Raw genomic sequence first — 25,661 nt, 5'->3', positions numbered from 1 at the left:
ACGCAGGCAGGCTTGGCTTATTCGTCTATTGAAGTACCTTTCCCCAAAATTCATCATGCATCCAGCCCATCTGATACATCAGGCAGCAGAGCTCATCACCCAGGCAGACAGCCTGGTGATTGCGGCTGGTGCAGGCATGGGTGTCGATTCCGGCCTGCCCGATTTTCGTGGCAGCGAAGGCTTCTGGAAGGCCTATCCGGCGCTGGGTCAGGAAGCCATCCCCTTCTATGAAATCGCCAACCCGGCAGCTTTTCGCCGCCGCCCCCTGCAAGCCTGGGGGTTTTATGGGCACAGGCTGGCGCTCTACCGCCAGATCCGTCCCCATGCGGGTTTTGACTTGCTCAGGCAATGGGGAGCCAGCAAACCCCATGGACTATGCGTGTATACCAGCAATGTAGATGGGCATTTCCAGCAAGCGGGCATGGAAACCGCGCTGATCCATGAATGCCATGGCTCTATCCATTATCTGCAATGCTTGCTACCTTGCCGTGACAGCATCTGGCAAGCAGATCAGTTTATGCCAGAAGTCGATGAAGTCAATTGCCAACTTATAAATACTGCACCGGTCTGCCCGCATTGTGGCGGCATGGCCAGGCCGAACATCCTGATGTTTGACGATGCCGACTGGAATTCACAAAGGCAGCAGCAACAGGCAGAGCGGCAATCAAACTGGTTGAGCAAGGTCAAACGTCCTCTGGTCATAGAAATCGGGGCAGGCACGGCTGTGCCCAGCGTGCGCAATTTCAGCCAGCGCATGCAAGCCCATTTTGGCTGCCGCCTGCTGCGCATCAATCTGCGCGAACCGCAAGTGCAGTATGCCCAGGATGTAGGTCTGGCCATGGGTGCGCTGGAAGCACTCAGTGCGATACAGGCGGTGCTGCAGCAATAAACTCAGGCGATCTGTCTGCCGTCACGCCATGCAGCGATGACAACAGGCAAGTTATCCAGCATGCGCACGCGGATAAAATCTGCCTTCAGGCCTACTGCGATCTCGCCCCTGTCATGCAAGCCCAGTGCCCGCGCAGGGGCACGGCTGACAGTGGCAATTGCCTTGGGTAAATCATAGCCATCTTCCTGCAACATGAAGGCGGCCTGCAGCAAACTGGCAGGCACATAGTCGGAAGACAGGATATCGAGCAAATCATGCCTGGCCAGCTCAGCCGCCGAGACATTGCCTGAATGCGAACCACCGCGGACGCGGTTGGGTGCGCCCATGACGATGGCCAGGCCTTGCTGCCGCGCCATTTGCGCCGCCAGCAGGCTGGTCGGGAATTCTGAAATACTGACACCGTCAGCCACGCCTTCATGCACATGTTCTGCGGTCGTATCATCATGTGAAGCCAGCGGGATGGGGTGTGCATGCTGCTGGCATCGTTGTATGACAAGCTGGCGGTTTTCAGCCACATGCCGTTGCTGGCGCTCCAGCAATATGCCCAGCATCTTATCGACTTTCTGTTCACTCCAGCCGCGCTTGCCAGTGACATACGTACGGTAATGCGCGAGGTCTGTCCATTGACGCTGACCGGGTGTATGGTCCATCAGCGATACCAGTTTGAGCATGTCATCCTGCAGGAAGGGGGAAAACAGGTGCAACAGATCCGGTTCTGCCAATTCGAGACGCATATGCAGGAAATGTTCGGCACGCAATAAACCCGCCTGCTGCGCAAGCCGCAAGCCTTCTACACAGGGTTTCAGGGTTTGCATGCGCACACTGTCAGGGTCGATATCACCTACCGCTATCGCATCGAGCACGGTAGTAATGCCTGAGGCTGCAATTTGTGCATCATGCGCGAGTATCGCGGGCATCACAGGCCAGTGCACCTTGGGACGTGGCATCAGGTGCTTTTCCATATTGTCGGTATGTACTTCGACCAGGCCGGGCAACAGATAATCCCCCTGCCAGTCTTCACCTGCCAGACCAGCTACACCATCAGCCAGTTCACTGATCTTGCCATGGCTAAAGAGCATGGAACCACTAAACATGCGATCAGCAGTGACGATGCGCGCGTTGCGTATTGTTAACATTGCGGTGGAAAGGGAACTGGAATCAGTTGAAAAATTCATGGTGATAATGTGCTGTCAGTATGTCGTCACCTTAGCATGATTTTGCCCATGAGCCAGCAAGGCCAGACATCATCACGGGTGGCTCAGCAATCCATATCAAGAAAACATCTTGTTAGCTGAATCATCACATTTAAGCAATATAATTTTACCTTTTTTACTAAATCTTGTTTAGCTGATGCGCCTCAATTTCATACTTTGTCTTGTACCATGACTGTTACAGTCGATTTGCAAGATGCGTAAACTCTCGATGTTGATCACATAATAACGGGTGGAAAATATGATGCGAAAAGCAATTGGTGGCATGACCGCCATGATGTGCCTGGCCCTGCCCCTGCTGGCACAAGCAGGCGATACGATAGGCAAAATACGCAAAACCCAGACCCTGGTGATAGGTATTCGTGAAACTGCACCATTTTCATACACGGATGAAAACAAGCAACCTCTCGGTTATTCGGTAGATCTGTGTCTGAAGGTGGCAGAAGCCATCAAAAAAGAACTCAAGATGCCAGCAATGAAAATACAGTTTTACTCTGTAGATTCAACGACACGTTTCAGCGCCCTGCTGGAAGACAAGATAGACCTGGAGTGCGGCAGCACCACCAATAATGCAGAGCGACGCAAGAAAGTCGCGTTCACCATCCCACATTTCTTTTCCAGCGTGCGCGCTCTGGTGAAAGCCGATAGCGGCATCAAGAACTGGCCGCAATTGCGTAACCGCACTGTAGTCACGACCAAGAGCACCACCACCGTCAAATTGCTCAATGACAGGAACGACACCAGCTCACTGAACATCAAACTGGTAGAAGGTAATAGCGACCAGGATTCTTTCAAGATGGTCGAAGAAGGCAAGGCAGACGCCTTCCCTATGGATGATGTCTTGCTGTACAGCCTGCGCGCTGAATCGAAGGCACCGGCATCTTTCGCCATCGTTGGCGACCCTCTGTCTATCGAGCCCTATTCCATCATGATGCGCAAGGATGACCCGGGCTTCAAGAAGATCGTTGATAGCGAAATGCTGAGGCTCATCCATGACAATGAAATCTACCGCATCTACGAAAAATGGTTCACCAAACCGATACCACCGAAGAACATCAACATGAATATGTCCATGGGCTTCTTGCTCAGGGATTCTCTGCGCTTCCCTACGGATCAGGTTGCTGACTGATCTAAGGTAAACATAGGCATGACAAGATATGCCCTGTATTTTGCCCCTGAAGCAAGATGGTGGCAGCAAGGCAGTAACTGGCTGGGGCGCGATGCAGCCAGCGGCCAGTTACTAGCCCAACCCACTATTGCCGGCCTGGATGCACACTTGCAGCGACAACTGAGCAGCGACGCACGTCGCTATGGTTTTCATGCGACGCTGAAAGCACCTTTCCAGCTTGCTGACAGCCTGACCGAGGCTGACTTGCGCCGCGTCCTGCAAGAATTTTGCGCACAACAAAGCATCATCCAGATAAATGCGCCACAGGTGCAATGGATGGGTAAATTCCTGGCCTTGCGAGCTAGTGGTGACCAGACTGCGCTGAACGATTTTGCCTTTGCCTGCGTGCGCCACTTCGATCATTTTCGTGCGCCGATGAGCGAGGCTGAATTGGCGCGCCGCCAGAGAATACCCTTAAGTCCCCGTCAAAACGAATTACTACTGGAATGGGGTTATCCATACACTGCAGAAGAATTCCGCTTTCATATGACGCTGACTGACAGACTGGATGCGGGAGCAGTTGCAGACAGCCTGCATGATGCAGCAGTCCGGTATTTCACTTTGTCTGAACCATTGATCATGAATAGCATTGCCTTGTTTATCGAACATAGGGCAGGCGCAGACTTTGAGTTGCTGGAGCGCTTTTCGTTTAGCTGAATCAGACACTCCTAAATTCTTCAGGCGGCATAATTGGCGACATGATCTGCCAATAAAGCCAAAGCATGTCTCACCTTGGCCGGCTGCTCATCACGACGCGGCGTAATCGCATGCATCACCAGGTCAGGCAATTTCCAGTCCGGCAACACCGCTACCAGATTGCCATTCGCCAAAGCCTGGTGGTCATCTTCACTGACTGCAATGCTGATCCCCCAACCAGCAAGGCATAGTGCATGCAGGGCCGTGACCTGGGTAGCCCTGATTCTGACTGGCAGCTTCATTTCAATGTTGGCCTTGTCTGGCCCGGACAATTGCAAATGACGGATAGATGCGCCACCGAGCCAGACATGTTGCTCCAGGTCCTGAGGATGCTGTGGCCAGCCATGTTCATTCAGATAAGCAGGCGCTGCGCATAACTGGGCAGACATACTGCCCAGCTTGCGCGCCACCAGACTGGAATCAGGCAGATTGCCTACCCGCAGTGCGATGTCTATACGTTCATCAATCAGATCGACCACCGCATCATCGACCAGCAGGCACAAACTCAGCTTCGGATATTTTTGCAGCGGTGCCAGCGCTTGCGCCAGCATGCCACCAAAGCCTATCGGTGCGGCGATACGCAATTCTCCCTGCGGCTCATCCCTGTGGCGGGCCAGCGCCTGTTCGGCAGAACGGGCAGCCGCCACCATGGCGGCGCAACCCTCAAAGTAGCGTGCACCTGCTTCTGTCAACGTCAGTTTGCGGGTTGAACGATGTAATAGCGACAAACCGAGGTCAGACTCCAGCGCCCGCAAATGCTGGCTGACTGCAGACGGCGTCATGCCCAGTTTGCGAGCGGCACTGGTCAGCGAACCTGCGGTCACCACTTCGGCAAACAGGGCCATGCGTTTGTACTGTTCCATCTCCACTCCAGATAAATCATTTATTTATTAGCTCAGCTTCACAGTGTTAGTGATTTTTCCTATCTATTCAAGAAATTATTAAGTATTCAAACTATGCATCACAAACTAAGCATACACACAAAGGAGTTTCAAATGAAAATCGCATTAATTGGCGGCACCGGTTTTGTAGGCACACCCGTTTTGGCAGAATTGCTGAGCCGTGGTCATGCAGTCACACTGCTGGCACGTACCCCGTCCAAGGTAGCAGCGCAAGCCGGTCTCAGCGTGGTAAAGGCGGATGTACTCGATGCAGCACAGGTCGCACAGGCGGTAGCGGGGCAAGATGCCGTGGTCAGCGCCTACAACCCTGGCTGGGGTGAAGCGCAAATCCACGATCTGTTCCTGCAGGGTACACAAGCCATCTTTACTGGCATCAAACAGGCAGGTGTCAAACGTTTGCTGGTAGTTGGTGGCGCAGGCAGCCTGTTCGTCGCACCTGGCGTGCAACTGGTGGATGTGCCTGAATTCCCTGCGGAATACAAACAAGGCGCACTGGCAGCCAGGGAAGCCCTGAACCTTATCAAAAAAGAAGATTCAATGGAATGGAGCTTCCTGTCGCCACCGATAGGCCTGGCACTTGGCGAGCGTAGCGGCCAATATCGGGTAGGTACAGACAATCTGCTGCCTGGTGTTGCCGATGCACATGCAGGCATTTCTGTACAAGACCTGGCTGTCGCTATCGTGGATGAACTGGAAACGCCCAAGCATATTCAGAAGCGTTTCACTGTCGCCAATTAATTTTCTTCTGATTGCCTATCATGCCCACCACACCCAACGCAATGTCGACTACACCAGCATCCGTGAGTGCCAAAGTTGCTGACAATACTCAGCGCAAATTTTTATATGCAGTCACTGCGCTCGGTCTCGGTGCATTCGCGATAGGCACAGGTGAATTCGCCATGATGGGCTTGCTGCCGGAAGTAGCCAAAGACCTGGCAGTATCCATACCAGAGGCTGGCCATGTCGTCAGTGCCTATGCCTTTGGTGTGGTCATCGGTGCACCCATGTTTGCCGTGCTGACAGCCAGCTGGCCGCGCAGGACTTTGCTGATCGCCCTCATATTGCTGTTCGCAGCGGGAAATTTTGCAGGGACGCTGACTACCGATTTCCTCTCGCTGAATATCGTGCGCTTCATAGCTGGCCTGCCGCACGGTGCTTACTTTGGTGTCGCCACGCTGGTCGCCGCCAATATGGTAGCACCACACAAACGCGCAACTGCAGTCGGGCTGGTGATCCTGGGCCTGACCAGTTCTACCCTGCTTGGCGTACCTGTAGCAACCTGGCTGGGGCAGACATGGGGGTGGCAGACTGCTTATGTTTTTGTCGCCTCGCTGGCGGTAATCAGCAGCGTGGCGGTGTATTTCGTCGTACCGAATGCACCCGCAATAAAAAACGCGAATCCCAGAAGTGAACTGGGTGCACTGGCCAATAAGCAAGTCTGGTTGACACTGGGCATAGGTGCAGTCGGATTTGGTGGCATGTTTGCCGTGTTCAGCTATATCAAGCCGATACTTACGGAAGTAACGAAACTGTCTGCTGGCGTCATCCCTTTGATACTGTCACTGTTTGGTGTAGGTATGGTGGTGGGCAGTATGCTGGGAGCACGTCTGGCAGACAAAAATCTGCTGCGTTCCATCGCTGTACTGCTGCTGTGGAATGCTGTGGTTTTAGGTGGTGTTTCTTTCGCGATGAGCTACACAATATCAGCCATCATCTGGGTATTCTTGTTAGGTACCCTGGTCGCTATCGGACCTGCCTTGCAGATACGCCTCATGGATGTGGCAGGTGATGCACAGACTCTGGCCGCTGCCCTGAATCACTCTGCTTTCAATGTCGCCAATGCACTCGGTGCCTGGCTGGGTGGCGTAGTCATCACGATGGGATATGGCTGGACCTCCACCGGCTGGCTGGGTGCCTTGCTGGCTGTGGGTGGACTGGCGGTCTTTGGGCTTTCGATCAAAAAATAGGCCCGGTATCCAGCGCGCCCAAAAGCAGTCTACAATGAGAACAGAGAAATGGAATAAAGTCCGGCTCGCTATTTTCAAGGAGAGTGCACATGTCCATCACACCAGAGCAACTGCAAGAACTGATGAAGGAAGTGGAGCAGGAAGACCCGATAGATTTTGCTGACCTGCCTTTTGAAGAAGATGAGCTGCGCGCCATCACCGCCCAACATCTGTGCGACATGGCCGATGCGATGGAAAATTTCAGCAATGAAGACAGGCAGGTCACCTTGCTGGCAGTCGCAGCAAAGCTGGTGCTGGAAAATCTGGTCTTGCATGTACAGTTACTGCGCCAGCATGACATACCGGTGAGCCAGCAAGTCAGCAATCTTTTGCAAAACATTAAAAAGAAATAATTCATCCATCATTAAACCGCATGCCAGAATCCACACTCGCTGATACCAGACCAGCACGCCAGTTCCTGCTCATCCCCGGCTTCATGTGTGATGCTAGTTTATGGAAGTTTATGTTGCCCGGGTTTGAGCAACTGGGACAAGTGCATTTCGCCGATTTGAATGAGGGAAACAGCATAGAGGATATGGCGACACGCCTGCTCCCGGTATTGCCTGACAAGGCCATCATTATCGGTTTTTCTCTGGGTGGCTATGTAGCGCGCCGTCTGACATGGTTGGCGCTTCAGCAAGGCAAAGCAATAAATGGCCTGGTCTTGCTGAACACCTCAGCCCGCGCCAGCACAGCAGATGAAGACAATAAAAACCGTCAGCAAATCAAACTGCTCGAACACTATCCCTACAAGGGCCAGACCATGACAGCCCTGCGCCGCGTCCTGCATCCTCAGCGTCAGGATGAAACTGTCATGCTGGCGCATTTGCAGGCCATGTCACTGGCGCTCGGCAAGCAGGTCTTTTTACAGCAACTGTCCATAGCTCGTGCAGATGGTCATCATGAACTGCCTGAAATTACTTGCCCTGCGCTGGTCGTCGCCAGCAGGAATGACCAAATGCGCAGTCTTGCGGAATCAGAAAAACTGGCAAACGGATTGCCTCATTCCACACTGCATATCATTGAAGATTGCGGTCACATGTCGCCATTGGAAAAAGCACCAGAACTCATCACCACATTGCATGGCTGGCTGCAGCAGCATGCAATTTGAGTCTCAATTATGGCAGCCAGACTGGCGCATGTTGCCCAAGTGTAGGCGCAGGTAATGCAAAATGCGCGGGTGTCAGGCTCATTTTTTCTACTGGCGCAATCGCCTGCATTTCGCCAAAACCTGAACTCGATGTCTGCAAGAAAGCGGTGATTTCTTCTGGCCGCAATTCTGCAGCATCTTCATGCAAACCACGTCTGGGCATGGCTTGCAGCCATCGGCCAGTTTGCGCCAGCGATACCCTGACTTTCCAGCTACCGCCTTCAACAGCACGTTTTTGCAGGGCCAGCATGGTTGCATAAGCCAGCAAATAACCTGTTGCATGATCAAGTGCCTGAAAGGGTAGCTTGCCTGGCGCTGCATTGCCTGCCGCCCGCCCTTCCGCATCGGCAATGCCGCTGGCAGATTGCACCAGGCTGTCAAAACCACGACGGTTTGCCCAAGGGCCGACATGACCATACGCCGACAGGCTGACGTGTATCAGGCCCGGATTCAATGCGCATAATTCTTCCGCAGAATAACCAAGACCAGCGATAGCGCCGGGACGGTAAGCCTGCATGAAGACATCCGCACCGCGTATCAGTTCATGTAATTTTTGCCGCGCTTCAGCGTTTCGCAAATCCAGTTGTGCTGAACGCTTGCCACGGCCAGTATCGAGCACCAGCGGCATGATATTCGGCAGATGTGCGGCACTGATTGTCAATACATCAGCACCATGTTGTGCCAGTGTACGCGCACCTACGGGAGCGGCAATCACTCTCGACAAGTCCAGCACACGCACACCACTCAGAGGGCGCTGCCCGCCTTGCTGACCAATAGGTACGACGGGGCCATCAGCTATTTTCCTGACTTCAAACAATGGCAATTCAGCGATGGCCTGCGCCTGTGGATGTGCCTGCCACTCCTTCTCTGTACGTATCATGGCGGCACACATGTCTGCATCATCGAGCACCTGCTCCAGCTCAGCCGCTTTCCAGTCTGTAATGGCTTTGGCGACTGCGGCGCGGTCTTCGGTACATTGCAGGATTGCCAGCACACCATCACGATGATGCGGGAAGTTGGTGTGCAATTGTATCCAGCGACCATCTCCGGCCTGGTAATAACCGGCTATCTTGCTCCATGGGTCATCAGCAGGTTTGCCATTGATGCTGAGATAGCGGTCGCTCTTGAACATGGCCAGGGCGTGCCTTCTGTCTATCGTGATTTTTTGCGCAGTACTGCCACGTGCCTGCCATAGTTGCGCAGCCATCAGGGCTTGCAAGGCTATGCTGGCAGCGGACATATCACCGACTGGGAATGTCGATGGTAATTGCGCGCCATCACCACAGAATGTTACTTGCTGCAAAACCTCTGGCTCACCACCGCCCATTTCCCACAAGGATGCCAATAATGCTGCTGCCGACATGATGCTCTCCCCAATAAAATCAAATTAGCGCACAATGCGATAAACCGTCCATGCAAGCAGTCTAGGATCTGTGTGTGGACATGGTCAATCTTGATTCTGCCTATCAATATAAATTAATCGTGGATAACACTCTCACTGCCAGACAAGCCGCCGAGTTACTCGGCATCAGCCTGCCGACCTTGTATTCCTATGTCAGCCGCGGCTTGCTGCAATCGCACCAATCCCAGGGGCAAAGAGCGAAACGTTACGTTAAGGAAGAAGTATTGCGTCTGCTGGCACGTACCAATGATAGCAAGCGCGCAGGTGGCGCTGCCGAATCAGCGATAGACTGGGGAGTGCCAGTACTGGAATCCCGGATTACTCAGGTAACAAATGGCAAGCTGTATTACCGGGGGCATGCCGTCACTGAACTTGCGGGCACACATACGCTGGAACAGGTTGCGTTGATTTTATGGTGTAGCGACACAAGTCCTTATCTTCCTGAATTCTTGCTGACTGATGTAATGACGCTATGGCCAAAACTATTGGATTTGACGTCGCATCTTCCACCCTACGAAAGAGCCATCAGCATCTTGCCTCTGCTGACTAAAACAGTAGAGGAAATACCCGACATTGATGCCCATCAAACAGCCATGCTATGGATGCACCTGACCGCAGCAGCGCTATTGGGTGTCGCACCTGACCATCAGGCCTTTCATCAAAAGCTTGCAGCAGCATGGCGGTTGAATGAGGAACAAACAGAACTGGTACGCGCAGCCCTGGTTGTCAGTGCAGACCATGAATTGAATGTATCGACGTTTACCGTGCGTTGCGTTGCCTCGGCAGGCGCGAACATGGGCATGGCATTAGTGGCAGGACTGGCTGCACTCTCAGGCCCCAAACACGGTGGTGAAAGCCTGCGCGTCAGCCGCATGTTGCGTGCCGCACTGGCGACACCACCAAATGACATAAGCAGCTTCTTGTCAAAACATCTGCATAAGCATGATGCGCATCAGCATTTCTCACCCAGACTACCGGGTTTTGCTCATCCGCTTTACCCTGATGGCGACCCACGCGGTGCGCTACTGATGAACATGCTGGACAGGAATAAGCATGCAGCCTTGTTTGCCTTGGCAGATTTGGCAGAAGACCTGACAGGGCAAAAACTGAATATAGACTTTGGTCTGGTCGCTGTTGAAATTGCCTGCCAGTTACCGCCAGGTACAGCGCAAATCCTGTTTGCACTGGGCCGCACAGCAGGATGGATAGCCCACGCAATGGAACAAATAGAAACCGGTCAACTGATACGCCCGCGTGCCAGGTATGTTGGCAAGTTTCCTGACACTGGTGCCGTATAGATCAGGTTTCTGTAGCAGGTAGATTGGGCTCATCTGGCGTATACGCCAGGATATCGCCAGGCTGGCATGCCAGCACTTCACAGATTTTTTCCAGAGTATCAAAGCGTATCGCCTTGGCTTTGCCAGTCTTTAATACGGACAGGTTTTGTGGTGTGATATCGACGAGTTCAGCCAGGGTATTCAAACGCATCTTGCGCTGGGCGAGAACGACATCCAGATTAACAGTAATAGGCATCGCGTCCTCAGATGGTCAGTTCAGCTTCTTCATTGAGGTCTACCCCAATTTCCAGCGACCACAGCAGCAACAGGCAAGCACACAACCAGATAATTTGATCGAATGTGTGCGCGAACAAAGGGCCAAAATGAGCTGTTGCCCCTTGCCATGGATAAAAATAACTCACAACAGTTGAAAACAATTTCACCAGAAACACGCTGGCAACAAATGCAAAGTTAATATTGAAGGCTCTTTTTGCATGAAAAACTGCCTTCCTGTTAAAAATTTCTCCCTGATAAAAACAAGTGAGTAACTGCTTGATATGCATGAGTAGCATTTCTATCATGCCAAAAAAAAGAATGGTGCCAAGTATGCCCAGCACTTTTAATTTAGCACTTAAGCCGTCCATTAACAGAGGGACGATTATGTTACCAACCACCGCAGCCTGCGCGAAATAAGCAGACACTGTCGTATCACCAGACTGCGCCATCACAATCTTGATGATGAGTGCAGCACCAGCAGCCGCGACGATGGCCATAGCGAGTAGTGTAAGAAAGAAAAAATATCTGCTCAACTTGCGAATATTGCTAATCCTGGCATGTTTCTGAACTTGCATTTTGAACTCCCGATTGAATTGATGATGTGAATTTTACGTTATAAATTTCGAAATGCAATATTTATTTATCGTTTATCGATAAATAAATGCCGAAATATAATAAATTACAAGAATCAGAGACAAAAGAAAAAGGGCTGCATAAAGCAGCCCTTAACAAAAAACCAGTTCAAATCACATCATTACCAGGCGTAGGCGGCCTTCGCATAGTAGTAACGACCATTGAAACCATAAGGCGAGAATGTGGAATAAGGCAGGGTTCCGCCAGAATTCAAATTACCTGCCGATGTCACCAGATCAGGATATTTGTCAGTCAGGTTATCGACACCGGCACTGATAGTCCATTTACCCAGTTTGACGCTGGCAGCCAGATCCAGCACTGTATTGGCACTGTAAGTCTGGTCCAGTGCGACGCTGTTTTGTGGTGAGACAAAACTACCGTAGCGGGTGGCCAGGCCATGGATATTCCAGTTGGCAAAGGCATAGTCAGCAGAGATGCTGAATTTGTCTTTTGGTGTCGCCTCAGTTGCGCGGTTGATGGTTTGCCTGTCTATCAGCAAGAGATTGTTTTGCGTCAGAATCGCCGGATTGGCAGCAACGTTTTTAACTGTCGTGTCATTGTGATTGTAGGCCACGGTAAAGCCCAGCTTGTCTGTGCCAGACAGCGGGATTTGATAAGAGCCAACGACATCCACACCACGGGTCTTGGTATCAAGCGCATTGGTGAAATAACGTGCCGCACCAACCAATACACCTTGCTGCGCCAATACACTTTGCAAAGAAGCAGGCAAGACCAGGTTACCGGAATACAGGATGCGCTTATCAATATCGATCTGGTAAGCATCTATGCTCAGTGTCGCATTCTTGCTTGGCTGCAGGACTGCACCCAGGCTGTAATTGCGTGATTTTTCGGCTTGCAGCGGTACTGCACCCAGTGCCCTGGCGGCAGCCGTGGAAACGCCAAATGTACCGGTATCCACCAATTGCGATGTACCGTTGATGGTGAGCAGATTAGTCGTGGATATCGTGTAATTCTGTTGCGCCAGTGAAGGTGCACGGAAGCCATTTGACGCCGCAGCACGCAAGGCAAATTCTTTGGTGAATTCAAAACGTCCAGACAATTTGCCAGAAGTGACGCTGCCAAAATCGCTGTAGTTTTCATGACGCAAAGCCAGCGATGCACTCAATTGCTTACTTAGTTCAGCTTCGATATTCGCATAGATGGATGCGCTGTGGCGGCTGAAGCTGCCTGCATTCGAAGGCTGGAAACCAGAGAAACCTTGGGCACCACTACCAAAATAAGAATTCGCTTCACCCGCACCAATTTCATACTGGTCGCGACGGTATTCTGCACCAACGGCCAGCGTCAATGGATTTGCCAGACCCGCAAATTCAAATTCTTTCGCCGCATCAAAGTTTGCCAGGGTCTGGGTATTTTTCAACTTGCCGGCATAAAACTTCGTAGGGCTGGTGGCACCAAGACTCAGATTGACGGTATTGTTGACGTCGAGACTGAATTCGCTGGAACCATAATTGACACTGGCATCCCAGCGCCAGCCATCGGTACGGCCCTTGATACCGCCGACGACTGACACATCCGTATTCGTCCCGGCTTCATTCGGCAGGAAACCATTCGGATACAGCGAGGTGCGCAAAGTCGTACCTGTGGTGTAGGCGGTACGCCAGGTTGCGGCGGCATCGGTGCTGCGGCGGCTGTAGTTGGCAAAGCCATACAGGTCTATATCTGTCGCCAGTGCCAGCGTGGCATTTGCACCCAGGTTGGTTTGTTGCAGCTTGGGGTCACCCTGTACCTGATTAACCCTGCCGTAAAGAGGTTCTAGAGGATTACGGAAATCAGCGCCAGCGCGGTTAGTTTCATTCTGGTTGCGCTGTTCTGCGGTAAAACGCGCCCAGCCCTTGTCACCCAGTGCCGTGCCAAAGTTGGCGCTCAAACTGGCTTGTGTGCCATCTCGTTTGCTGTATTGACCACCACCAAACTGCACTTCACCGCCATTCGCCCCTTTTTTGAGGATGATGTTGATGACACCGGCAATCGCATCTGAACCATATTGCGCTGCTGCGCCATCACGCAAGACTTCTATCTTTTCAATCGAACTGATAGGGATAGTATTCAAATCAGCCGGTGAAGAACCGCGCCCCGCCGTGCCATTCACATTCACCACAGCCGAGGTATGCCAGCGCTTGCCATTCACCAGCACCAGAGTCTGGTCAGGCGACAGGCCGCGCAATTGCGCCGGGCGGCTGGCAGAAGTACCGTCTGCCACTGCAGGACGCGGGAAATTCAGGGAAGGCAACAAACGGCTCAACACCGCTGCCAGTTCACCAGAGCCTGTGGATTGCAAATCTTTTGAAGTTAATATATCAACTGGAGCTTCAGAATCAGACACGGTACGTTTGATACTGCGTGTACCAGTCACGATCACGGTGTCGGATTGTGGCGGGATAATTTCTTGTGCCTGTGCAGACATCGCAGATAAGGCGGACATCAATGCTGTGACCAGTAATGCATTACGCCTTTTTGGCAACAATGAAGATGGTGAGGAATATAAAGTGGTACTCATGCGCGGTCTCTTTCTATGCTAATGAACTTTGGTTGAACCGATATTACTTCCTTGTGCATAGACGACAAACGATTGTTTTCAGCTTAAAGCATGAAAAAATCATATAAGAGAAAAACCACTTATTTCCTTTCTTTCTCCTCAATGCCTTCAGGCAAAACGCACAGGTATCCTTTCCAGCAGGCCGCTGCCATACACTTCTTGCGATTTCATGGAGTCAAGATGGATGTAGCCTATGTGGCAATGACAAGTCGCTTTGCTACAGCTTTCTTTTTTGAGCATGCTGGCCAGCGGGTCTGTAAAGATATTGCCCTTACGGGTCTTGATGAAATGACAGCGGAACAGGTCGCCATTACCTTCGATGGAAACCACCTCACTGCCAGCCTTGCAGTCTTTACCCATGCTTTCATACCAGGGCAGGTTCAACCTGAACAGGTAATCGATGTCTTCGAGGAAAGCGATTTCTTCTTCCGAGTAGTAATCCACTTCACGCTTGTAGGCATTGATCCACATATACACATCTTGCGGCAGGCGCTGGCGCAGAGAAGTAATTTGCGGGAAGTGTTGTTTTAGTCCCACTACACCTACGCTATGGCGTATCTGCAAGGCAGCCAGTTCACTGCATTTGCTGAGGAATTTTTCTTCTGTCACAAAGTCGGGATGATAGGTAGTCCACAAAGCCGTGGTCTGGGTATTGCAACGTGACAGCCATTGCGTATTCCAGGCCAGATTGGTTTGCGCCGCCACCTTGCTCACGTGCGGCAGATGCGACAAACGTATCACTGCTTCCTGATACCATTTGCGCACCAGGGCTTCGCCGTAAGGCGTAATAAACACTTCCATAGGCTGGGCTGTGCTACTGTTTTGCTCTACCCAATCGACAAACCTGTCCAGGTCTTTTTTATCCAGCGCCTGCAGTTCGCGGCTGTTTTTTTCTTTGGCAAAGGGGCAGTATTCGCAACTGTAATTGCAATCTGTCAGGTGACCGCGGTAAATGACTTTCAGACTCATTTGGTGACATACTCCTGCATCTTTTGTTTGACTGCTGGCGAAATAAACCAGTGACCAATGAGATCAGAATAAGCCATGCCTTCGCCTTGCAGTTGCATACGACCGGCATTCTCTTGCGCCAGATTCATTTCCAGCAAGATTCGTAGTTCCGGAAAATCCACATGCACATCCGTACCATAAATGCCTTGGTAATGTGCAGCATCCAACCCTTGTGCCTTCAATAAAGACTTGATCAGGTAACGCCGTTTCCTGTCATCCTCAGACAGGCGTATACCATAACTGGCCGTCGTGAAGTCAGCACGTTCTTTGGTGACATAGTCATCGATGATCGCGGCCACATTCGGCTTGGCCACTGCATATTCCGTCGAGTAATGCACATCTGTCGTGTAAGACCTTGCATTCGTACCCAGACCTATCATGCCATCTTCCTGACATGAATATTCTGAACTCTCACGCAAACCAGCTACCTGCTTGCGGAACAGGCGCATCGAATCCTGCGCGTAACCGTTGGCCTGCAAAAAGTCCCGGCCTAAGCGGTACAGCGTGCTGCGTATGTCTTGGTTTTGTATACTGATATGCTTCTTGAATAGCGAAGTCAGCGGGCGCACATACAAGGGGTACAGGAAGATTTCAGTTGGTTGAAACTGCACTGCTTTTTGCAGCGATGCCAGCCAAGTTTCTGCAGTTTGCCCTGGTATGCCATAAATCAAATCCAGATTAAATACCGGGAACTGGTAGCTACTGATTTTTTCGAGCAGCGGTTCCATCACTGTTTCTGGCTGTACCCGCCCTACTGAACGCGCCTCGGACTCAATAAAACTCTGTATGCCTATGCTGAGTCTTTGCACACCATGTTGCGACAGGAAACTCAGCTTTTCATCATTGATGGTGTCAGGTGAAATCTCGAAAGAACCCGGCGTGTTTTTCAAATTTACACCCAGGATATCGGTGTATACAGTAAACAATTGCTCCAGTTGGCTGATGTCCAGATGACTGGGTGTACCACCACCGATAGCATAGCCGGCAAAGTTGAAATCACCCAGGCTATCCCTTACCACTTCAGCTTCCAGCTGGACTTTTTTAAGGTACAGATTGACCAGGTCTTCCCTGGGATGCGACACCGTAAACAAATTACAGAATGAGCATTTCATGCGGCAAAAAGGAATGTGCGTGTAGAGATACAGCGCATGTTTTTTCTCTGTTGCCCACAATTCTTTCAGATCCAGTTTTTCTTCAAATGGCCTGTACGCCGTTTTATGCGGATAAGAATACAGATAGCTTTGAAAACGATTGGTCTCTTCCAGATAGCGGCGAAACGTATTGTTAACATCTGTCATGACAGAATCCCTTTGCGCATATGAAAATCAGCATAGGGAATAGTCCAGACCTTTTCATGCCCCAGCCTATGCCCGGTATAACCGTCTTCGCCATAGGTGGTGCCATGATCAGAACTGATAATCACAAAGGTATCGCCCATTTGATTGAGTGCCTGGAACAAGGGTGGCAACTGGCTGTCGATATAACGCAATGCCGCAGCATGACTTGCCAGGCTATCACCAGCGGCAGCATCGGCACCCTGCAGGTAATGACAATTGGGTTGGTGTAGTGCAGATAAATTCATAAATAAAAAAACTTTTTGATCAGGTTTTTGTTGCAGCAACTCTACGGCAAATTCAACTTGATGCCTGGTTGAGTCAGGATCAGTCACGCCAAAATCTGGCTGCCAATAACTTTCCTGGAACAAATTGGGCAAGACGCACGATAATGGATTTTGTTTCTTGAAAAAACCGACCCCGCCTATACAGATAGTGCGGTAACCAATGTCAGCAAATCCGCTGACGATGTCTGGCGTATCGAAACAATAACTGGATGTACCCGTGGTTTCACTGCCCGCGAACTTCAATGAAAATAAACGCTCATGTACGCCCGGTCTGGCAGGTGTGGGGAGAAAACCAGCAAAAAAAGCACAGTGCGATGCGTAGGTAAAAGAGCCGGGCGCATGGCGCTCTTCCCAGCCTGCAGGCAATACGCTCGCAAGAAAAGGCGTGCGCCCTGCGGCAAGCTCTTGTTGTGCAATATCAAAGCGCAGGGTGTCCAGAGTAATGAAGAGGACATTGCTCTTGCCTACGATCTGGTTCATATCATGCATGCCAGAGCCTCCTCCAGGTCATGGATACCCGATAACTGATGGTCTGGTCTGACTGCCACGGTTTCATTTTCAGGATTGATGAAAATTGTTTTTAATTGCATGGCCATGGCTGGCTGCATATCATTGATGTAGTCGTCCCCTATCATGACTGCACTGGCATGGCGAGCGTAACCCAAGGCGTGTGAAAACAAGCGCTGGTCAGGCTTGCTGTAACCGACTTCAGCAGAGATAAAGACATGCTCAAAATAATCGACAAGTTCTGCCTGCCGCAGCTTACGACGTTGCATGTGTGCAGAACCATTGGAGATAATCATGAGCTGATAATCTGCAGAAAGACGCTCCAGCATCTGCTTGAGCAGTCTGTCTGATTTCACAAAATCCGGCAGTGACATATGATCTTCCCACAAGCTTTCTGCGGTGTAAGGAAGTCTTGGGAAACGCTGCAATACCTCATAACAAAAAAGTTTGCGGTCCTTTCTGCCATGACAGTCTAGCGTAATCATTTCATCATAGACTAAGGACATGTCCTCATCAAAAAATGCTGCTTGATTTCTGATGATGAAATTCAGTATGTAAGCATCGAAGGCCGCGTCCCTGTTCACCAGGGTATTGTCGATATCAAACAGCAGACTGGCTTTGTTTGCACTAAGCATGAGCCAGCCTCTGCCTTTCCAGTACTACATTGATTTCTGCCAGATAGGTATTCTCGCCATTGTGCAGCAAATTCGGCAATAAATCGCCAAAGGCGTTGGCTTCCAGCAGTACGGGTGATTTATCATTTCTGGGTAACAGGATATCCAGTCCGGCATATAGCGAGCGCGGGAACGCCTGCATGGTTTTCTCTACCAGGGTATCAATCTCTTGCCAGGTCGATGATGACAATTCCAGTTCATCTACAGCGCAGCGCTGGTTACCCAGATGCAGATTAGTCATGGGGCCACGACTGAGCCTGGCAATTGCATGTCTGCGCTGGCCAGCGATACCCACTACCCGCAAATCGTAAGAACTGTCCTCATGTTTGGCCTTGGGTATCCAGTTCTCTACCATGGCACCATGTGCGAACAAGAAATCGAGAATGTTCTGTATCTTGTCTCGCGCAGTATATTTTTTGATTTTCAGTGAATTGTAATAACGGTCGCCATCCAGGCCATGCACAATCTCTACAGTAGAGTAAGCCTGTTGTTTACCGTTCCTTTTATTGTACTCATAAGCGACGATGCCCGATGCAGAAGAGCTGGAATTCAGTTTGATAAAGAAGCGGCTGTATGCCTGCGTTTCTGCGTAAGCGAAAAATTCATCGTAGCTGGAAAATACTGGCAGACTGGGTAGCGTATGGTCAGCCAATATTTGCTTGCATAAGGGCTTGTTAAACATGCTGATGATGTCTTCAGGGTGATTGAAGCAGTTCAGCCTCGCTATCTGCTGCGCGATAGATTCCATCAATTTGGAAAAACCAAGAAACCATATTCGCGGATGATAAATCCTGCCACGTTCATCTTCTAGTCCGCTGGTATTTTCAAGACCACCAAGGGCGAGTATCTTCTTTTCCACGGCAAAATTCTCACCAGGCGACTCTATCCTTACCGTGTCGCCATCCTTGAGTACATCAGGCAGTTTGCACTCTCCATTCAAGATGCTCAGGTAGGGGATGACCAGGGCAGTATCCTGCCCTGCTTGTTGCAATGCTTCCTGAAAAAAATGCACGCGCCGGTTTTCAGGATTGCCTATCAGTACAAAACGGGATTTCTGTTGCATCTGTCTTATTCTGTGACCGCTGGATAACGCCATTCATCTTCAGTGTCTTGCTGATCAGTGACATCAACCAGAATAGACAATTTCTTGAATTCCTTGATCATGTCATTCGACAAGTAGTGGTAATGCAAGTCCAGTTTTTTAAGCCCGGCTATCTTGCTGCTATCCAGTAATGCGCGACCACCTTCATCGCTGAGTGTGCCCATGGACAGGTCCAGGGTTTCCAGTTGTTCCAGCACGGATGCCTGTGCAATTTCAGTTGCAATCTCATTGGCAATTTCACTATCTACCAGGCCCAGGTGTTTCAGTTTGGGGAACAGGCCTTTTTGCATGAAAGGACGCAAGTCGTCTATCTTGCCATCAAAGCCGTATTCATCAACACCGATATACAGTTGCAGGTATTCAAGATTGGGCAAGTGGGCAGTCGCAATTTTTTCTATGGCCTCTTTGGGCAACCCACCGCATTCTATGGTCAGTGCTTTGAGATGCTCATGTTTTAATGGCTGGGAAGATAAGACCAGGTCTTTGGAACCCTTGATGTGCAAGCGTTCCAGCGCGGGGAAGGCTGCAAACAGTTGGGTGTAATCGGCCTGGGTGATCCAGGATATCTCGCACTCTTCTGAATCCATGTCACCAACGAACAATTCTTTCAATTGCGGCAGTTTTCCTGGATTGGCGATCAGCAAGTCCAGGGATGCTTGCGGACCTTCTTCATATGCTTCTTCCCAGGCCGCTATTACCAGTGACTCAACATCTGTTGCCTGGCTACTGTCCAGAAAAGCCGTTACTTTTTCCAGCAAGGTCTTGCCCTCTTCTGCCTCATCGTAACTGACGCCTATACGTCGCGCTACTTTCTTGGCGCTGGCACCGTTTTTTTCTACATAGCCTTTCTTGGTTTTTTCACTGATCAGCTTTTCCATTTCTTTTTGTGCTTTTTCCGGGGTATCAAAGCTGCTGATTTTTTCCTGGCCTACGGTGCCGATCTTGCCGTACTTCACATTCAGGGTATTCGCTTCAATTTCAATCTGCCAAAACTTGTAAGACTTGGAATCCTGGTATTCAAAATAATGTTTCATTGCCTGACGCCTTTAAAATGTGCGGTTGGTCTTACGAAAGAATGATCAACAACTCATTTTTCGCGTTGGGGAACTGCAAAATATCTTGTCTTTCACACCAGATAATCGGGTTCACATTGCGCCTTGTCAAGCAAGAAAATCAATTGTTACATTGCATTTTTTCAGCATTTATTTTCCTGTGAAGATGAGTCAATTTCTGAGACACAAGCTCCTGCAGAGGCTGCTTTATTCGAGCTGTAGTGGCAAAGCAATTAGTTGCCACTATTCACTGCCCATCAAAAATATTTTTAAAAAAAATTAGGCACTTTTAAAGTAAACGTGTATATTCCGTTCTGTACTTGCATCAAGTCCTTAATTTGTTGGTCCCAATTCCGCATAGCTTTATCTCTCTGGCTGTTCTGTCTTTTTTCCACTGGTTTTATCACTTGCTTACAAGTCCATATTGGGCGATTTTGCCTATGGTTTTATCAAAAGGAAAAAAACATGAGTACTCAAACAGGTATAGTTAAATGGTTCAACGATGCCAAAGGCTTCGGCTTTATCGCTCCTGATGCAGGTGGTGCAGATTTGTTCGCCCACTTCCAGGACATACAGTCCAGCGGCTTCAAAAGCCTGAGCGAAAATCAGCGTGTGTCTTTCGAGCGCACAGCCGGTCCTAAAGGCGACAAAGCCAGCAACATCCAAGTTCTGTCCTAATATCAGACCAAGGTCTTTATTGACCTTGTCGGGTGAATTCAATTTGCCCGGTCGCAGCGCTTTTGACTAATTTAGTAATACCGGCCAGTGACACCACGCAGATAGCATGGGTTACTGGGAATTAGTCAATCGCATGGCGACACCCTTCATCTGTCAGTGTTTATGTCTCGTACAAAATGCTGATGCGCAGAATGATACTTACCGGCTCTTGGTACCACGCAGATAGCATGGATCTAGAGAAAATGGTATTGTCGTTAAAGGATGCATAGTGCATCCTGTGCACAAGACCGCAGAGTAAGCTCAGCCTACTCCAAAGCGCCTTCATTCTCACCGGCTGGATTTGCATGTCTATGTATATGCGAACCGGGAAATGGTGTAGTGAAGTGTTGAAGGATCTCATTCGTGGTACATCCTGTCATGGACCGAACTATAGCGGACCAGCAGGAACAGGCAAACACCCCCACATTACACCGCGCAGATAGCACGGGTGATGCACCAATCAATGACACCACGCAGATAGCACGGGTTGTTGTCAGTTTGCCGGAATGAATGGAATGCCCACCCCTGGTGGGCTTTTTGCGTTTACGCCTATGCGTTTACTTCGGGTGTGAGCTCATACATCCAGACCTCAGTTTTGTGCATGGAGATGGGCTTCGATCAATTGAAGGCAATGAAATTGCTACGAATACCCATCACCATCCCAAGCTTTCCGTGGTGAGACTTTAAGCGCAGAATGCAACAGCAGGCATGCGATATAGAAAAATAATCAGCCCAGTTCTTTTGCCACGACAGCCACTGATCCGGCATCTGGCAAATGCGATAGTTGTGCCAGCATGTGGTCTTTGATGGTTTCATTGATTTCATCAAAACGTCCCGGTGCCAGATTCAAAGCGGCCGCGATATCGCGCACTGCCTGGGTTTCTGCATCGCTGAATGTGCCATCGGCAAAGCCTGTCATGACGCTGAGTGCAACCACCATTTCACGTTCTTGCTCAGTTGCGAAATCGCTTGCTGCCAATTTGTAGGCGTCAGCAGCGGCCAGCAATTCATCAAAGGATGGATGGCTTGCAGTGCTGATGCTGCCTTCGTAAAAACTTTTGATCAAGGCAGATTCTGCGGGATGGATGCCATCTGTTTTTGCTACCTGTAACATGATTTTGCTGGCGGCGATAATGGCGCTATCACTCAGGGATTGCGGGGCAAAAAATGGAAACATGGTTTTCTCCTGGATATAGATAAAATTTAAATCGCATTGCGCAAGACTTGCAATTGCTGCTGCACTTCTTGCGGTGTCATATTCTTGAAGCGGTCTGGCAACATGGAGCGGCGTGAAGTTTCAAACACGGCCAGCATCTCCATGAAGGCGATCATTTGTGTTTCTTGCGGTGGCATGAAGTCGGCCACGGCCATCTCGAAAATTGCAGAAGTAATTTCACCATCACCACGTTTGGCGAACTCCAGTGCCAGCAGCGCTACCGCCTCCAGATCAGCATTTGAATAACCGCGCAAGACGTCAAACACCGGCAAGGTATTGGCCCAGTCTATCGAACACTTGACGTCATAACGGCTGAGTATGGCCTTGACGATGTCGGCGCGTTCAGTGGCAGTATCTGCGTAAAAGAAAGGGATTTTCCTGTCGAGACGGCCAGGGCGTTTGATGTCGGTATCAAGCTTGTCAGGGCGGTTGGTCATGAGGATGAACAAGACCTTGCCGCGATTTTCGGTATCGGACATGAACTCTTTAAGGCGGGCAATCACGCGTGAGCTAGTACCGCCATCAGAATCATCGCCCTGTTTGCCAAAACTGCGGTCACCTTCATCAATGACCACGGCGATAGGGCCCATGGCCTTGACCGCGGTCAGCACACGTTCAAGATTGGCTTCAGTCGAACCCACCCATTTCGAGCGGAAATTCTTCAGGCTCACGCCTGACAATCCAGCCTCTTTCAAGAATGCCTTAATCACAAAGGTCTTGCCCGCCCCCATAGCACCAACTGCCAGCAAACCCATGGGTGATCTTGCCTTGTCGCCGGACTTAATGGCCTTGGCGATTTCCATTAACTCTGTCTTGATGTTCTCATTGCCACCAACTGCACTGAGATCATGCTTGGGTTCGATGAATTCGATGAGGCCAGCGCATTCTTTTTCTATCAGCTCACGCTTGCGCTTGCGTACTATTTCCATCATTTCGGAATAGGGGTCGACATCGACGTCCACAGCCAGGGTCTTGCCCGGGTCTATCAGGTGAGCGATTTCTTCCGGCGTCATGCCAGCCGTGATGGCAGATAGTTTTACTGCCCGGTCTTCTGCATTAGCCTGGCCTTGCAAAAGACTGGCGATGAGCTTGGTGCGCTCAGCTTCGCGCAAACCTTGTGGACCTTCTGCCGCAACGATGCTGCTTAGTTGTATCACGCGCAGACCCGCAGTTTGCTTGGCAAGCAATTTGACTTGCTGCTCTTCCATCTTGGGAGCGTAATGCCTGACTGCTATTTCGCGCTCTGCTTCTTGCGGTATTGGCACTTCTACTGCCGCCACCTTGGGATTGGACATGATCGCCTGATTGATCTCGGCCAGTGACTCGCACAGCAGGATAACGACATTATCTTTTTGCGCCAGCGCATCATCGAGTGACCAGCGATGCAGGGTGGTAAAAGCAATGCGGTCTTCCAGGGACATCATCTGCGGGTCGCCATTCGGGAAGATCGTGCCCGCATAAGGGAAGATTACGGCATTCGACGCATGTTCACGCATGCGGCGTTCTACCGATTCAAAGATGCCAGGCAAACTCTTGTCAGCCAGATAGCCGTACAAGACTTCTTTCTCTTCTGTCGTCGCGCCTTGCAGAAAACGTACACCGCGGTCAAGGCTGATTTCCATGATGCGGTTCTTGTTTTCCTTTAGCAGGACCTGAGACAAAAATTCAGACATGCCATGGGCCACGCCATCGACGAGGTAGCGGTCAAATACATTGCCATACAAGACAAAGACCGAGGCTTCGCCTGCCAGATATTTCTGTCTCAGCTGTTCTGCCCAGACGGGCAATGTGCGCTTGCTAGTGCCAGTTTCGCTCATGGATGTTTGCTCTGTCTCTTTGCTTTAAATATTCACTAATGACAACGGATGTTGACACGCCTTGCCAAAACCAATTACATGGTCTTGCCACCGCTGTTGGCTTCTGCCTGGCCAGCACGGGCTTTTTTCATGTCTTCGAGTTGCTGCTTGGCGGTCACTGCACCACTGCTCTGGCGCAGTTTTGCCAGACGTACGTCGAGATCAGAGCTGCGCAATTCCTGACCCAGATTGGCTTCAGCCACGGTGTTCTTGATATGGTCGCGCACATTGCTGAGCGCCTTGACTTCGGCATCGACAGACAGGCCTTCTAGTTGGTTCTGTATCGATACGCGTGCTTGTGCGCTGTGCATTTGTGCCAGCATGCGGTCTTTTTCTGCCTTGAGTTTATCGATCTCACCTTTGACTTGCAGCAGTGAATCCTTGGCATCGTCTGCATCTGTCTGGGCGATTTTCATGTCGTCCTGCAGGGCTGCGACGCTGGCATCGAGCGCATTTTTCTTTTGTATTAACACGACTGCGAGATCATCCTGGTTGGTGGCGATTGCGCCTTCCAGATCAGCAGTGATGGATGCCAGCTCTGCCTGCTCAGCCTTCAGGCGCGCTTCTACATCCTGGCGGCGGCGTATGATGGCAGCAGTCGCCGCCTTGAGCTTGGTGTACTTGCTGATCATGGAATCGATGGAATTCTGGTAGGCGATTTCCGGGTGGCGTTTTTCCACATCGGTAATCCACAATGAGACGAAGCCTGACCAAAGATTGGATAAGCGGGCGATGAAATTACTGTCAGACATGTTGATCCTCTTTTAGGTAAATAACTAAGCGTGAACTTAGCGTGAACTGAGCTTGAATTGACTATAAGTTGAACATGAGTTGATCATGAGTTGATCGTGTTATCGAACTATCGCTTCGAAAAAAGTTTTGTGATGCTTGGCAAAAGTCTGGAAGCCATGATCCAGGCTGGCACGCATGGCTGCATGTTCTTTTTTGGGGCTATAAGTAAAGGCCAGTTCTGCACCTTTGGTGGCCCATTCAAAATGGTCAGCCTCGGCTGCGCCGCCATGACCACTATGTATCTGCAACCATTGATAACATGGATGGCTTTGACCGGCGATTTCCTGCTTGGCTTTTTTCAGGAAACGGGTCACTTCTTTTTGTTCCTTGCGCAGGTATTCATCTATCATCGAGAACTCGCGGTCAGCCAGAATTTCTGAGCCCAGATGGTAACCTATCGCTGCCATGATGGCGTCCCTGTTGTCTTCACTGCCATTGCCGTAACCCTGCGCAACCTTGGCATTCAGGGTCTTTAACCAGGCAGGTTCATTGAGCATTTTATTCAGTTCTGCGGTGGAGGCCGCATAGCCTTGCTGACGCGAATAACGCAGTAAGCCAGCCAGGGTTGCCTGCGCCAGGCAGCGGTGGGTATCGCGGTATTCTGTATCGCGGTCATCGAATTCATCACGCGCCGCATCAAAGAAAAAACTCGCGATAAAAACACTGCGGTCATTCAGCAAACGCTCGGCCACGGTCTGATCAACGAACATGGTGCGCGAGCGGCCTATCTTGCCGGACAATGAAGCCACACCAGAACCAAAAAAGCCATTCCAGCTGGTATAACGGGCAAAGAAACGCAGCAAGCCTACCGCACCTTCTGCGCCAGCGAGATCCAGCGCATTTTTTACCCTAGACTGTGCCAGATCAAAATCTGCCAGTCCCTGCAAATCTTCCTGCGTGATGATGCTGTATTCCATGATCTTCGCTTTCCAGTGTTCACTGCATA

The 25,661-nt window shown here is 50.5% G+C and carries 26 protein-coding genes; 10 read left to right on the top strand and 16 right to left on the bottom strand.

Annotated elements, in window-relative coordinates:
- Nucleotides 1-55: 55 nt before the first annotated feature.
- Nucleotides 56-889, top strand: coding sequence for an SIR2 family NAD-dependent protein deacylase (locus tag ACO0LI_RS05875; protein ID WP_423031599.1), 834 nt, complete (start codon nucleotides 56-58; stop codon nucleotides 887-889).
- A gap of 2 nt (nucleotides 890-891) precedes the next feature.
- Here the strand turns inward: ACO0LI_RS05875 and ACO0LI_RS05870 are convergent, their stop codons facing one another.
- On the bottom strand, nucleotides 892-2,064 hold the full coding sequence (locus tag ACO0LI_RS05870; RefSeq protein ID WP_423031597.1) for an alpha-D-ribose 1-methylphosphonate 5-triphosphate diphosphatase: 1,173 nt from the start codon (nucleotides 2,062-2,064) through the stop codon (nucleotides 892-894).
- A 280-nt stretch (nucleotides 2,065-2,344) separates the two neighbouring features.
- On the opposite strand from ACO0LI_RS05870, the gene ACO0LI_RS05865 reads away from it, so the two are divergent.
- Both ACO0LI_RS05865 and ACO0LI_RS05860 read left to right on the top strand, forming a co-directional pair.
- Nucleotides 2,345-3,229, top strand: a complete 885-nt coding sequence (locus ACO0LI_RS05865) for an amino acid ABC transporter substrate-binding protein (protein ID WP_422950129.1) — start codon at nucleotides 2,345-2,347, stop codon at nucleotides 3,227-3,229.
- An 18-nt stretch (nucleotides 3,230-3,247) separates the two neighbouring features.
- On the top strand, nucleotides 3,248-3,925 hold the full coding sequence (locus ACO0LI_RS05860; RefSeq protein ID WP_423031595.1) for a DUF1045 domain-containing protein: 678 nt from the start codon (nucleotides 3,248-3,250) through the stop codon (nucleotides 3,923-3,925).
- 20 nt (nucleotides 3,926-3,945) lie between these two features.
- On the opposite strand, the gene ACO0LI_RS05855 is transcribed toward ACO0LI_RS05860, so the two are convergent.
- The gene (locus ACO0LI_RS05855; protein WP_423031593.1) at nucleotides 3,946-4,827 is read right to left on the bottom strand and encodes a LysR family transcriptional regulator; all 882 of its coding nucleotides are present in this window, start codon (nucleotides 4,825-4,827) and stop codon (nucleotides 3,946-3,948) included.
- Nucleotides 4,828-4,959: 132 nt separating this feature from the next.
- Here ACO0LI_RS05855 and ACO0LI_RS05850 point away from each other — a divergent pair, with 132 nt between their 5' ends.
- The 4 genes from ACO0LI_RS05850 to ACO0LI_RS05835 all read left to right on the top strand — a co-directional run bounded on the left by ACO0LI_RS05850 (nucleotide 4,960) and on the right by ACO0LI_RS05835 (nucleotide 7,983).
- A complete protein-coding gene (locus ACO0LI_RS05850) occupies nucleotides 4,960-5,604 on the top strand; it encodes an NAD(P)-dependent oxidoreductase (RefSeq protein WP_423031591.1) in 645 nt (214 codons plus the stop codon).
- Nucleotides 5,605-5,624: 20 nt separating this feature from the next.
- Nucleotides 5,625-6,833 carry an MFS transporter gene (locus tag ACO0LI_RS05845; RefSeq protein ID WP_423031589.1) on the top strand — a complete coding sequence of 403 codons (1,209 nt, stop codon included), beginning with the start codon at nucleotides 5,625-5,627 and terminating at the stop codon, nucleotides 6,831-6,833.
- A gap of 89 nt (nucleotides 6,834-6,922) precedes the next feature.
- Nucleotides 6,923-7,225, top strand: coding sequence for a hypothetical protein (locus ACO0LI_RS05840; protein WP_422950124.1), 303 nt, complete (start codon nucleotides 6,923-6,925; stop codon nucleotides 7,223-7,225).
- Nucleotides 7,226-7,245: 20 nt separating this feature from the next.
- On the top strand, nucleotides 7,246-7,983 hold the full coding sequence (locus ACO0LI_RS05835) for an alpha/beta fold hydrolase (protein WP_423031587.1): 738 nt from the start codon (nucleotides 7,246-7,248) through the stop codon (nucleotides 7,981-7,983).
- A gap of 7 nt (nucleotides 7,984-7,990) precedes the next feature.
- Here the strand turns inward: ACO0LI_RS05835 and ACO0LI_RS05830 are convergent, their stop codons facing one another.
- On the bottom strand, nucleotides 7,991-9,385 hold the full coding sequence (locus ACO0LI_RS05830) for a CoA transferase (protein ID WP_423031585.1): 1,395 nt from the start codon (nucleotides 9,383-9,385) through the stop codon (nucleotides 7,991-7,993).
- Nucleotides 9,386-9,504: 119 nt separating this feature from the next.
- Here ACO0LI_RS05830 and ACO0LI_RS05825 point away from each other — a divergent pair, with 119 nt between their 5' ends.
- On the top strand, nucleotides 9,505-10,722 hold the full coding sequence (locus tag ACO0LI_RS05825) for a citrate synthase family protein (RefSeq protein ID WP_423031583.1): 1,218 nt from the start codon (nucleotides 9,505-9,507) through the stop codon (nucleotides 10,720-10,722).
- A 1-nt stretch (nucleotide 10,723) separates the two neighbouring features.
- Here ACO0LI_RS05825 and ACO0LI_RS05820 read toward each other — a convergent pair whose 3' ends face one another.
- The 9 genes from ACO0LI_RS05820 to ACO0LI_RS05780 form a co-directional block, all read right to left on the bottom strand.
- Nucleotides 10,724-10,957 (bottom strand): helix-turn-helix domain-containing protein, encoded by a 234-nt coding sequence (locus ACO0LI_RS05820; RefSeq protein WP_422976446.1) that lies wholly within the window; start codon nucleotides 10,955-10,957, stop codon nucleotides 10,724-10,726.
- 7 nt (nucleotides 10,958-10,964) lie between these two features.
- Nucleotides 10,965-11,552, bottom strand: coding sequence for a DUF2975 domain-containing protein (locus tag ACO0LI_RS05815; RefSeq protein ID WP_423031581.1), 588 nt, complete (start codon nucleotides 11,550-11,552; stop codon nucleotides 10,965-10,967).
- 179 nt (nucleotides 11,553-11,731) lie between these two features.
- The gene (locus tag ACO0LI_RS05810) at nucleotides 11,732-14,131 is read right to left on the bottom strand and encodes a TonB-dependent receptor plug domain-containing protein (RefSeq protein WP_423031579.1); all 2,400 of its coding nucleotides are present in this window, start codon (nucleotides 14,129-14,131) and stop codon (nucleotides 11,732-11,734) included.
- A gap of 147 nt (nucleotides 14,132-14,278) precedes the next feature.
- Entirely contained in the window at nucleotides 14,279-15,139 is an 861-nt protein-coding gene (locus ACO0LI_RS05805) for an STM4011 family radical SAM protein (RefSeq protein ID WP_423031577.1), read from the bottom strand.
- Entirely contained in the window at nucleotides 15,136-16,476 is a 1,341-nt protein-coding gene (locus tag ACO0LI_RS05800; RefSeq protein WP_423031575.1) for an STM4012 family radical SAM protein, read from the bottom strand. Before ACO0LI_RS05800 ends, ACO0LI_RS05805 begins: the two co-directional genes overlap by 4 nt.
- On the bottom strand, nucleotides 16,473-17,288 hold the full coding sequence (locus ACO0LI_RS05795; RefSeq protein WP_423031573.1) for an STM4013/SEN3800 family hydrolase: 816 nt from the start codon (nucleotides 17,286-17,288) through the stop codon (nucleotides 16,473-16,475). Before ACO0LI_RS05795 ends, ACO0LI_RS05800 begins: the two co-directional genes overlap by 4 nt.
- The gene (locus ACO0LI_RS05790) at nucleotides 17,276-17,941 is read right to left on the bottom strand and encodes an HAD family hydrolase (protein WP_423031571.1); all 666 of its coding nucleotides are present in this window, start codon (nucleotides 17,939-17,941) and stop codon (nucleotides 17,276-17,278) included. The genes ACO0LI_RS05795 and ACO0LI_RS05790 overlap by 13 nt, the downstream gene beginning before the upstream one ends.
- The gene (locus ACO0LI_RS05785; RefSeq protein WP_423031569.1) at nucleotides 17,934-19,043 is read right to left on the bottom strand and encodes an STM4014 family protein; all 1,110 of its coding nucleotides are present in this window, start codon (nucleotides 19,041-19,043) and stop codon (nucleotides 17,934-17,936) included. Before ACO0LI_RS05785 ends, ACO0LI_RS05790 begins: the two co-directional genes overlap by 8 nt.
- Nucleotides 19,044-19,048: 5 nt before the next feature.
- Nucleotides 19,049-20,116, bottom strand: a complete 1,068-nt coding sequence (locus ACO0LI_RS05780; RefSeq protein WP_423031567.1) for an STM4015 family protein — start codon at nucleotides 20,114-20,116, stop codon at nucleotides 19,049-19,051.
- Nucleotides 20,117-20,599: 483 nt separating this feature from the next.
- On the opposite strand from ACO0LI_RS05780, the gene ACO0LI_RS05775 reads away from it, so the two are divergent.
- Together ACO0LI_RS05775 and ACO0LI_RS05770 are read left to right on the top strand one after the other, a co-directional pair.
- Nucleotides 20,600-20,812, top strand: a complete 213-nt coding sequence (locus ACO0LI_RS05775; protein WP_162043691.1) for a cold-shock protein — start codon at nucleotides 20,600-20,602, stop codon at nucleotides 20,810-20,812.
- Nucleotides 20,813-21,229: 417 nt separating this feature from the next.
- Nucleotides 21,230-21,361 carry a hypothetical protein gene (locus ACO0LI_RS05770; RefSeq protein WP_422950111.1) on the top strand — a complete coding sequence of 44 codons (132 nt, stop codon included), beginning with the start codon at nucleotides 21,230-21,232 and terminating at the stop codon, nucleotides 21,359-21,361.
- Nucleotides 21,362-21,578: 217 nt separating this feature from the next.
- Here ACO0LI_RS05770 and ACO0LI_RS05765 read toward each other — a convergent pair whose 3' ends face one another.
- The 4 genes from ACO0LI_RS05765 to ACO0LI_RS05750 form a co-directional block, all read right to left on the bottom strand.
- Nucleotides 21,579-22,028: a TerB family tellurite resistance protein gene (locus ACO0LI_RS05765; RefSeq protein WP_423031565.1), complete on the bottom strand. Its 450-nt coding sequence runs from the start codon at nucleotides 22,026-22,028 to the stop codon at nucleotides 21,579-21,581.
- A 26-nt stretch (nucleotides 22,029-22,054) separates the two neighbouring features.
- On the bottom strand, nucleotides 22,055-23,884 hold the full coding sequence (locus ACO0LI_RS05760) for an ATP-binding protein (RefSeq protein ID WP_423031563.1): 1,830 nt from the start codon (nucleotides 23,882-23,884) through the stop codon (nucleotides 22,055-22,057).
- A 74-nt stretch (nucleotides 23,885-23,958) separates the two neighbouring features.
- Nucleotides 23,959-24,675: a PspA/IM30 family protein gene (locus ACO0LI_RS05755; RefSeq protein ID WP_162061092.1), complete on the bottom strand. Its 717-nt coding sequence runs from the start codon at nucleotides 24,673-24,675 to the stop codon at nucleotides 23,959-23,961.
- 99 nt (nucleotides 24,676-24,774) lie between these two features.
- A complete protein-coding gene (locus tag ACO0LI_RS05750; protein WP_423031561.1) occupies nucleotides 24,775-25,632 on the bottom strand; it encodes a hypothetical protein in 858 nt (285 codons plus the stop codon).
- Nucleotides 25,633-25,661: the final 29 nt, after the last annotated feature.

The organism is Undibacterium sp. Tian12W (genome assembly GCF_049339405.1).
Lineage (GTDB): Bacteria > Pseudomonadota > Gammaproteobacteria > Burkholderiales > Burkholderiaceae_D > Undibacterium.
The sequence above is the reverse complement of the archived record's forward strand: the minus strand, read 5'-3'. Positions and strand labels throughout refer to the sequence as shown.

Excerpts from the sequence above, each read along its gene's own strand:
- ACO0LI_RS05875 (WP_423031599.1), top strand. The coding sequence starts at position 56 with ATGCATCCAGCCCATCTGATACATCAGGCAGCAGAGCTCATCACCCAG.
- ACO0LI_RS05870 (WP_423031597.1), bottom strand. The coding sequence starts at position 2,064 with ATGAATTTTTCAACTGATTCCAGTTCCCTTTCCACCGCAATGTTAACA.
- ACO0LI_RS05865 (WP_422950129.1), top strand. The coding sequence starts at position 2,345 with ATGCGAAAAGCAATTGGTGGCATGACCGCCATGATGTGCCTGGCCCTG.
- ACO0LI_RS05860 (WP_423031595.1), top strand. The coding sequence starts at position 3,248 with ATGACAAGATATGCCCTGTATTTTGCCCCTGAAGCAAGATGGTGGCAG.
- ACO0LI_RS05855 (WP_423031593.1), bottom strand. The coding sequence starts at position 4,827 with ATGGAACAGTACAAACGCATGGCCCTGTTTGCCGAAGTGGTGACCGCA.
- ACO0LI_RS05850 (WP_423031591.1), top strand. The coding sequence starts at position 4,960 with ATGAAAATCGCATTAATTGGCGGCACCGGTTTTGTAGGCACACCCGTT.
- ACO0LI_RS05845 (WP_423031589.1), top strand. The coding sequence starts at position 5,625 with ATGCCCACCACACCCAACGCAATGTCGACTACACCAGCATCCGTGAGT.
- ACO0LI_RS05840 (WP_422950124.1), top strand. The coding sequence starts at position 6,923 with ATGTCCATCACACCAGAGCAACTGCAAGAACTGATGAAGGAAGTGGAG.
- ACO0LI_RS05835 (WP_423031587.1), top strand. The coding sequence starts at position 7,246 with ATGCCAGAATCCACACTCGCTGATACCAGACCAGCACGCCAGTTCCTG.
- ACO0LI_RS05830 (WP_423031585.1), bottom strand. The coding sequence starts at position 9,385 with ATGTCGGCAGCAGCATTATTGGCATCCTTGTGGGAAATGGGCGGTGGT.
- ACO0LI_RS05820 (WP_422976446.1), bottom strand. The coding sequence starts at position 10,957 with ATGCCTATTACTGTTAATCTGGATGTCGTTCTCGCCCAGCGCAAGATG.
- ACO0LI_RS05815 (WP_423031581.1), bottom strand. The coding sequence starts at position 11,552 with ATGCAAGTTCAGAAACATGCCAGGATTAGCAATATTCGCAAGTTGAGC.
- ACO0LI_RS05810 (WP_423031579.1), bottom strand. The coding sequence starts at position 14,131 with ATGAGTACCACTTTATATTCCTCACCATCTTCATTGTTGCCAAAAAGG.
- ACO0LI_RS05805 (WP_423031577.1), bottom strand. The coding sequence starts at position 15,139 with ATGAGTCTGAAAGTCATTTACCGCGGTCACCTGACAGATTGCAATTAC.
- ACO0LI_RS05800 (WP_423031575.1), bottom strand. The coding sequence starts at position 16,476 with ATGACAGATGTTAACAATACGTTTCGCCGCTATCTGGAAGAGACCAAT.
- ACO0LI_RS05795 (WP_423031573.1), bottom strand. The coding sequence starts at position 17,288 with ATGCATGATATGAACCAGATCGTAGGCAAGAGCAATGTCCTCTTCATT.
- ACO0LI_RS05790 (WP_423031571.1), bottom strand. The coding sequence starts at position 17,941 with ATGCTTAGTGCAAACAAAGCCAGTCTGCTGTTTGATATCGACAATACC.
- ACO0LI_RS05785 (WP_423031569.1), bottom strand. The coding sequence starts at position 19,043 with ATGCAACAGAAATCCCGTTTTGTACTGATAGGCAATCCTGAAAACCGG.
- ACO0LI_RS05780 (WP_423031567.1), bottom strand. The coding sequence starts at position 20,116 with ATGAAACATTATTTTGAATACCAGGATTCCAAGTCTTACAAGTTTTGG.
- ACO0LI_RS05775 (WP_162043691.1), top strand. The coding sequence starts at position 20,600 with ATGAGTACTCAAACAGGTATAGTTAAATGGTTCAACGATGCCAAAGGC.
- ACO0LI_RS05770 (WP_422950111.1), top strand. The coding sequence starts at position 21,230 with ATGGACCGAACTATAGCGGACCAGCAGGAACAGGCAAACACCCCCACA.
- ACO0LI_RS05765 (WP_423031565.1), bottom strand. The coding sequence starts at position 22,028 with ATGTTTCCATTTTTTGCCCCGCAATCCCTGAGTGATAGCGCCATTATC.
- ACO0LI_RS05760 (WP_423031563.1), bottom strand. The coding sequence starts at position 23,884 with ATGAGCGAAACTGGCACTAGCAAGCGCACATTGCCCGTCTGGGCAGAA.
- ACO0LI_RS05755 (WP_162061092.1), bottom strand. The coding sequence starts at position 24,675 with ATGTCTGACAGTAATTTCATCGCCCGCTTATCCAATCTTTGGTCAGGC.
- ACO0LI_RS05750 (WP_423031561.1), bottom strand. The coding sequence starts at position 25,632 with ATGGAATACAGCATCATCACGCAGGAAGATTTGCAGGGACTGGCAGAT.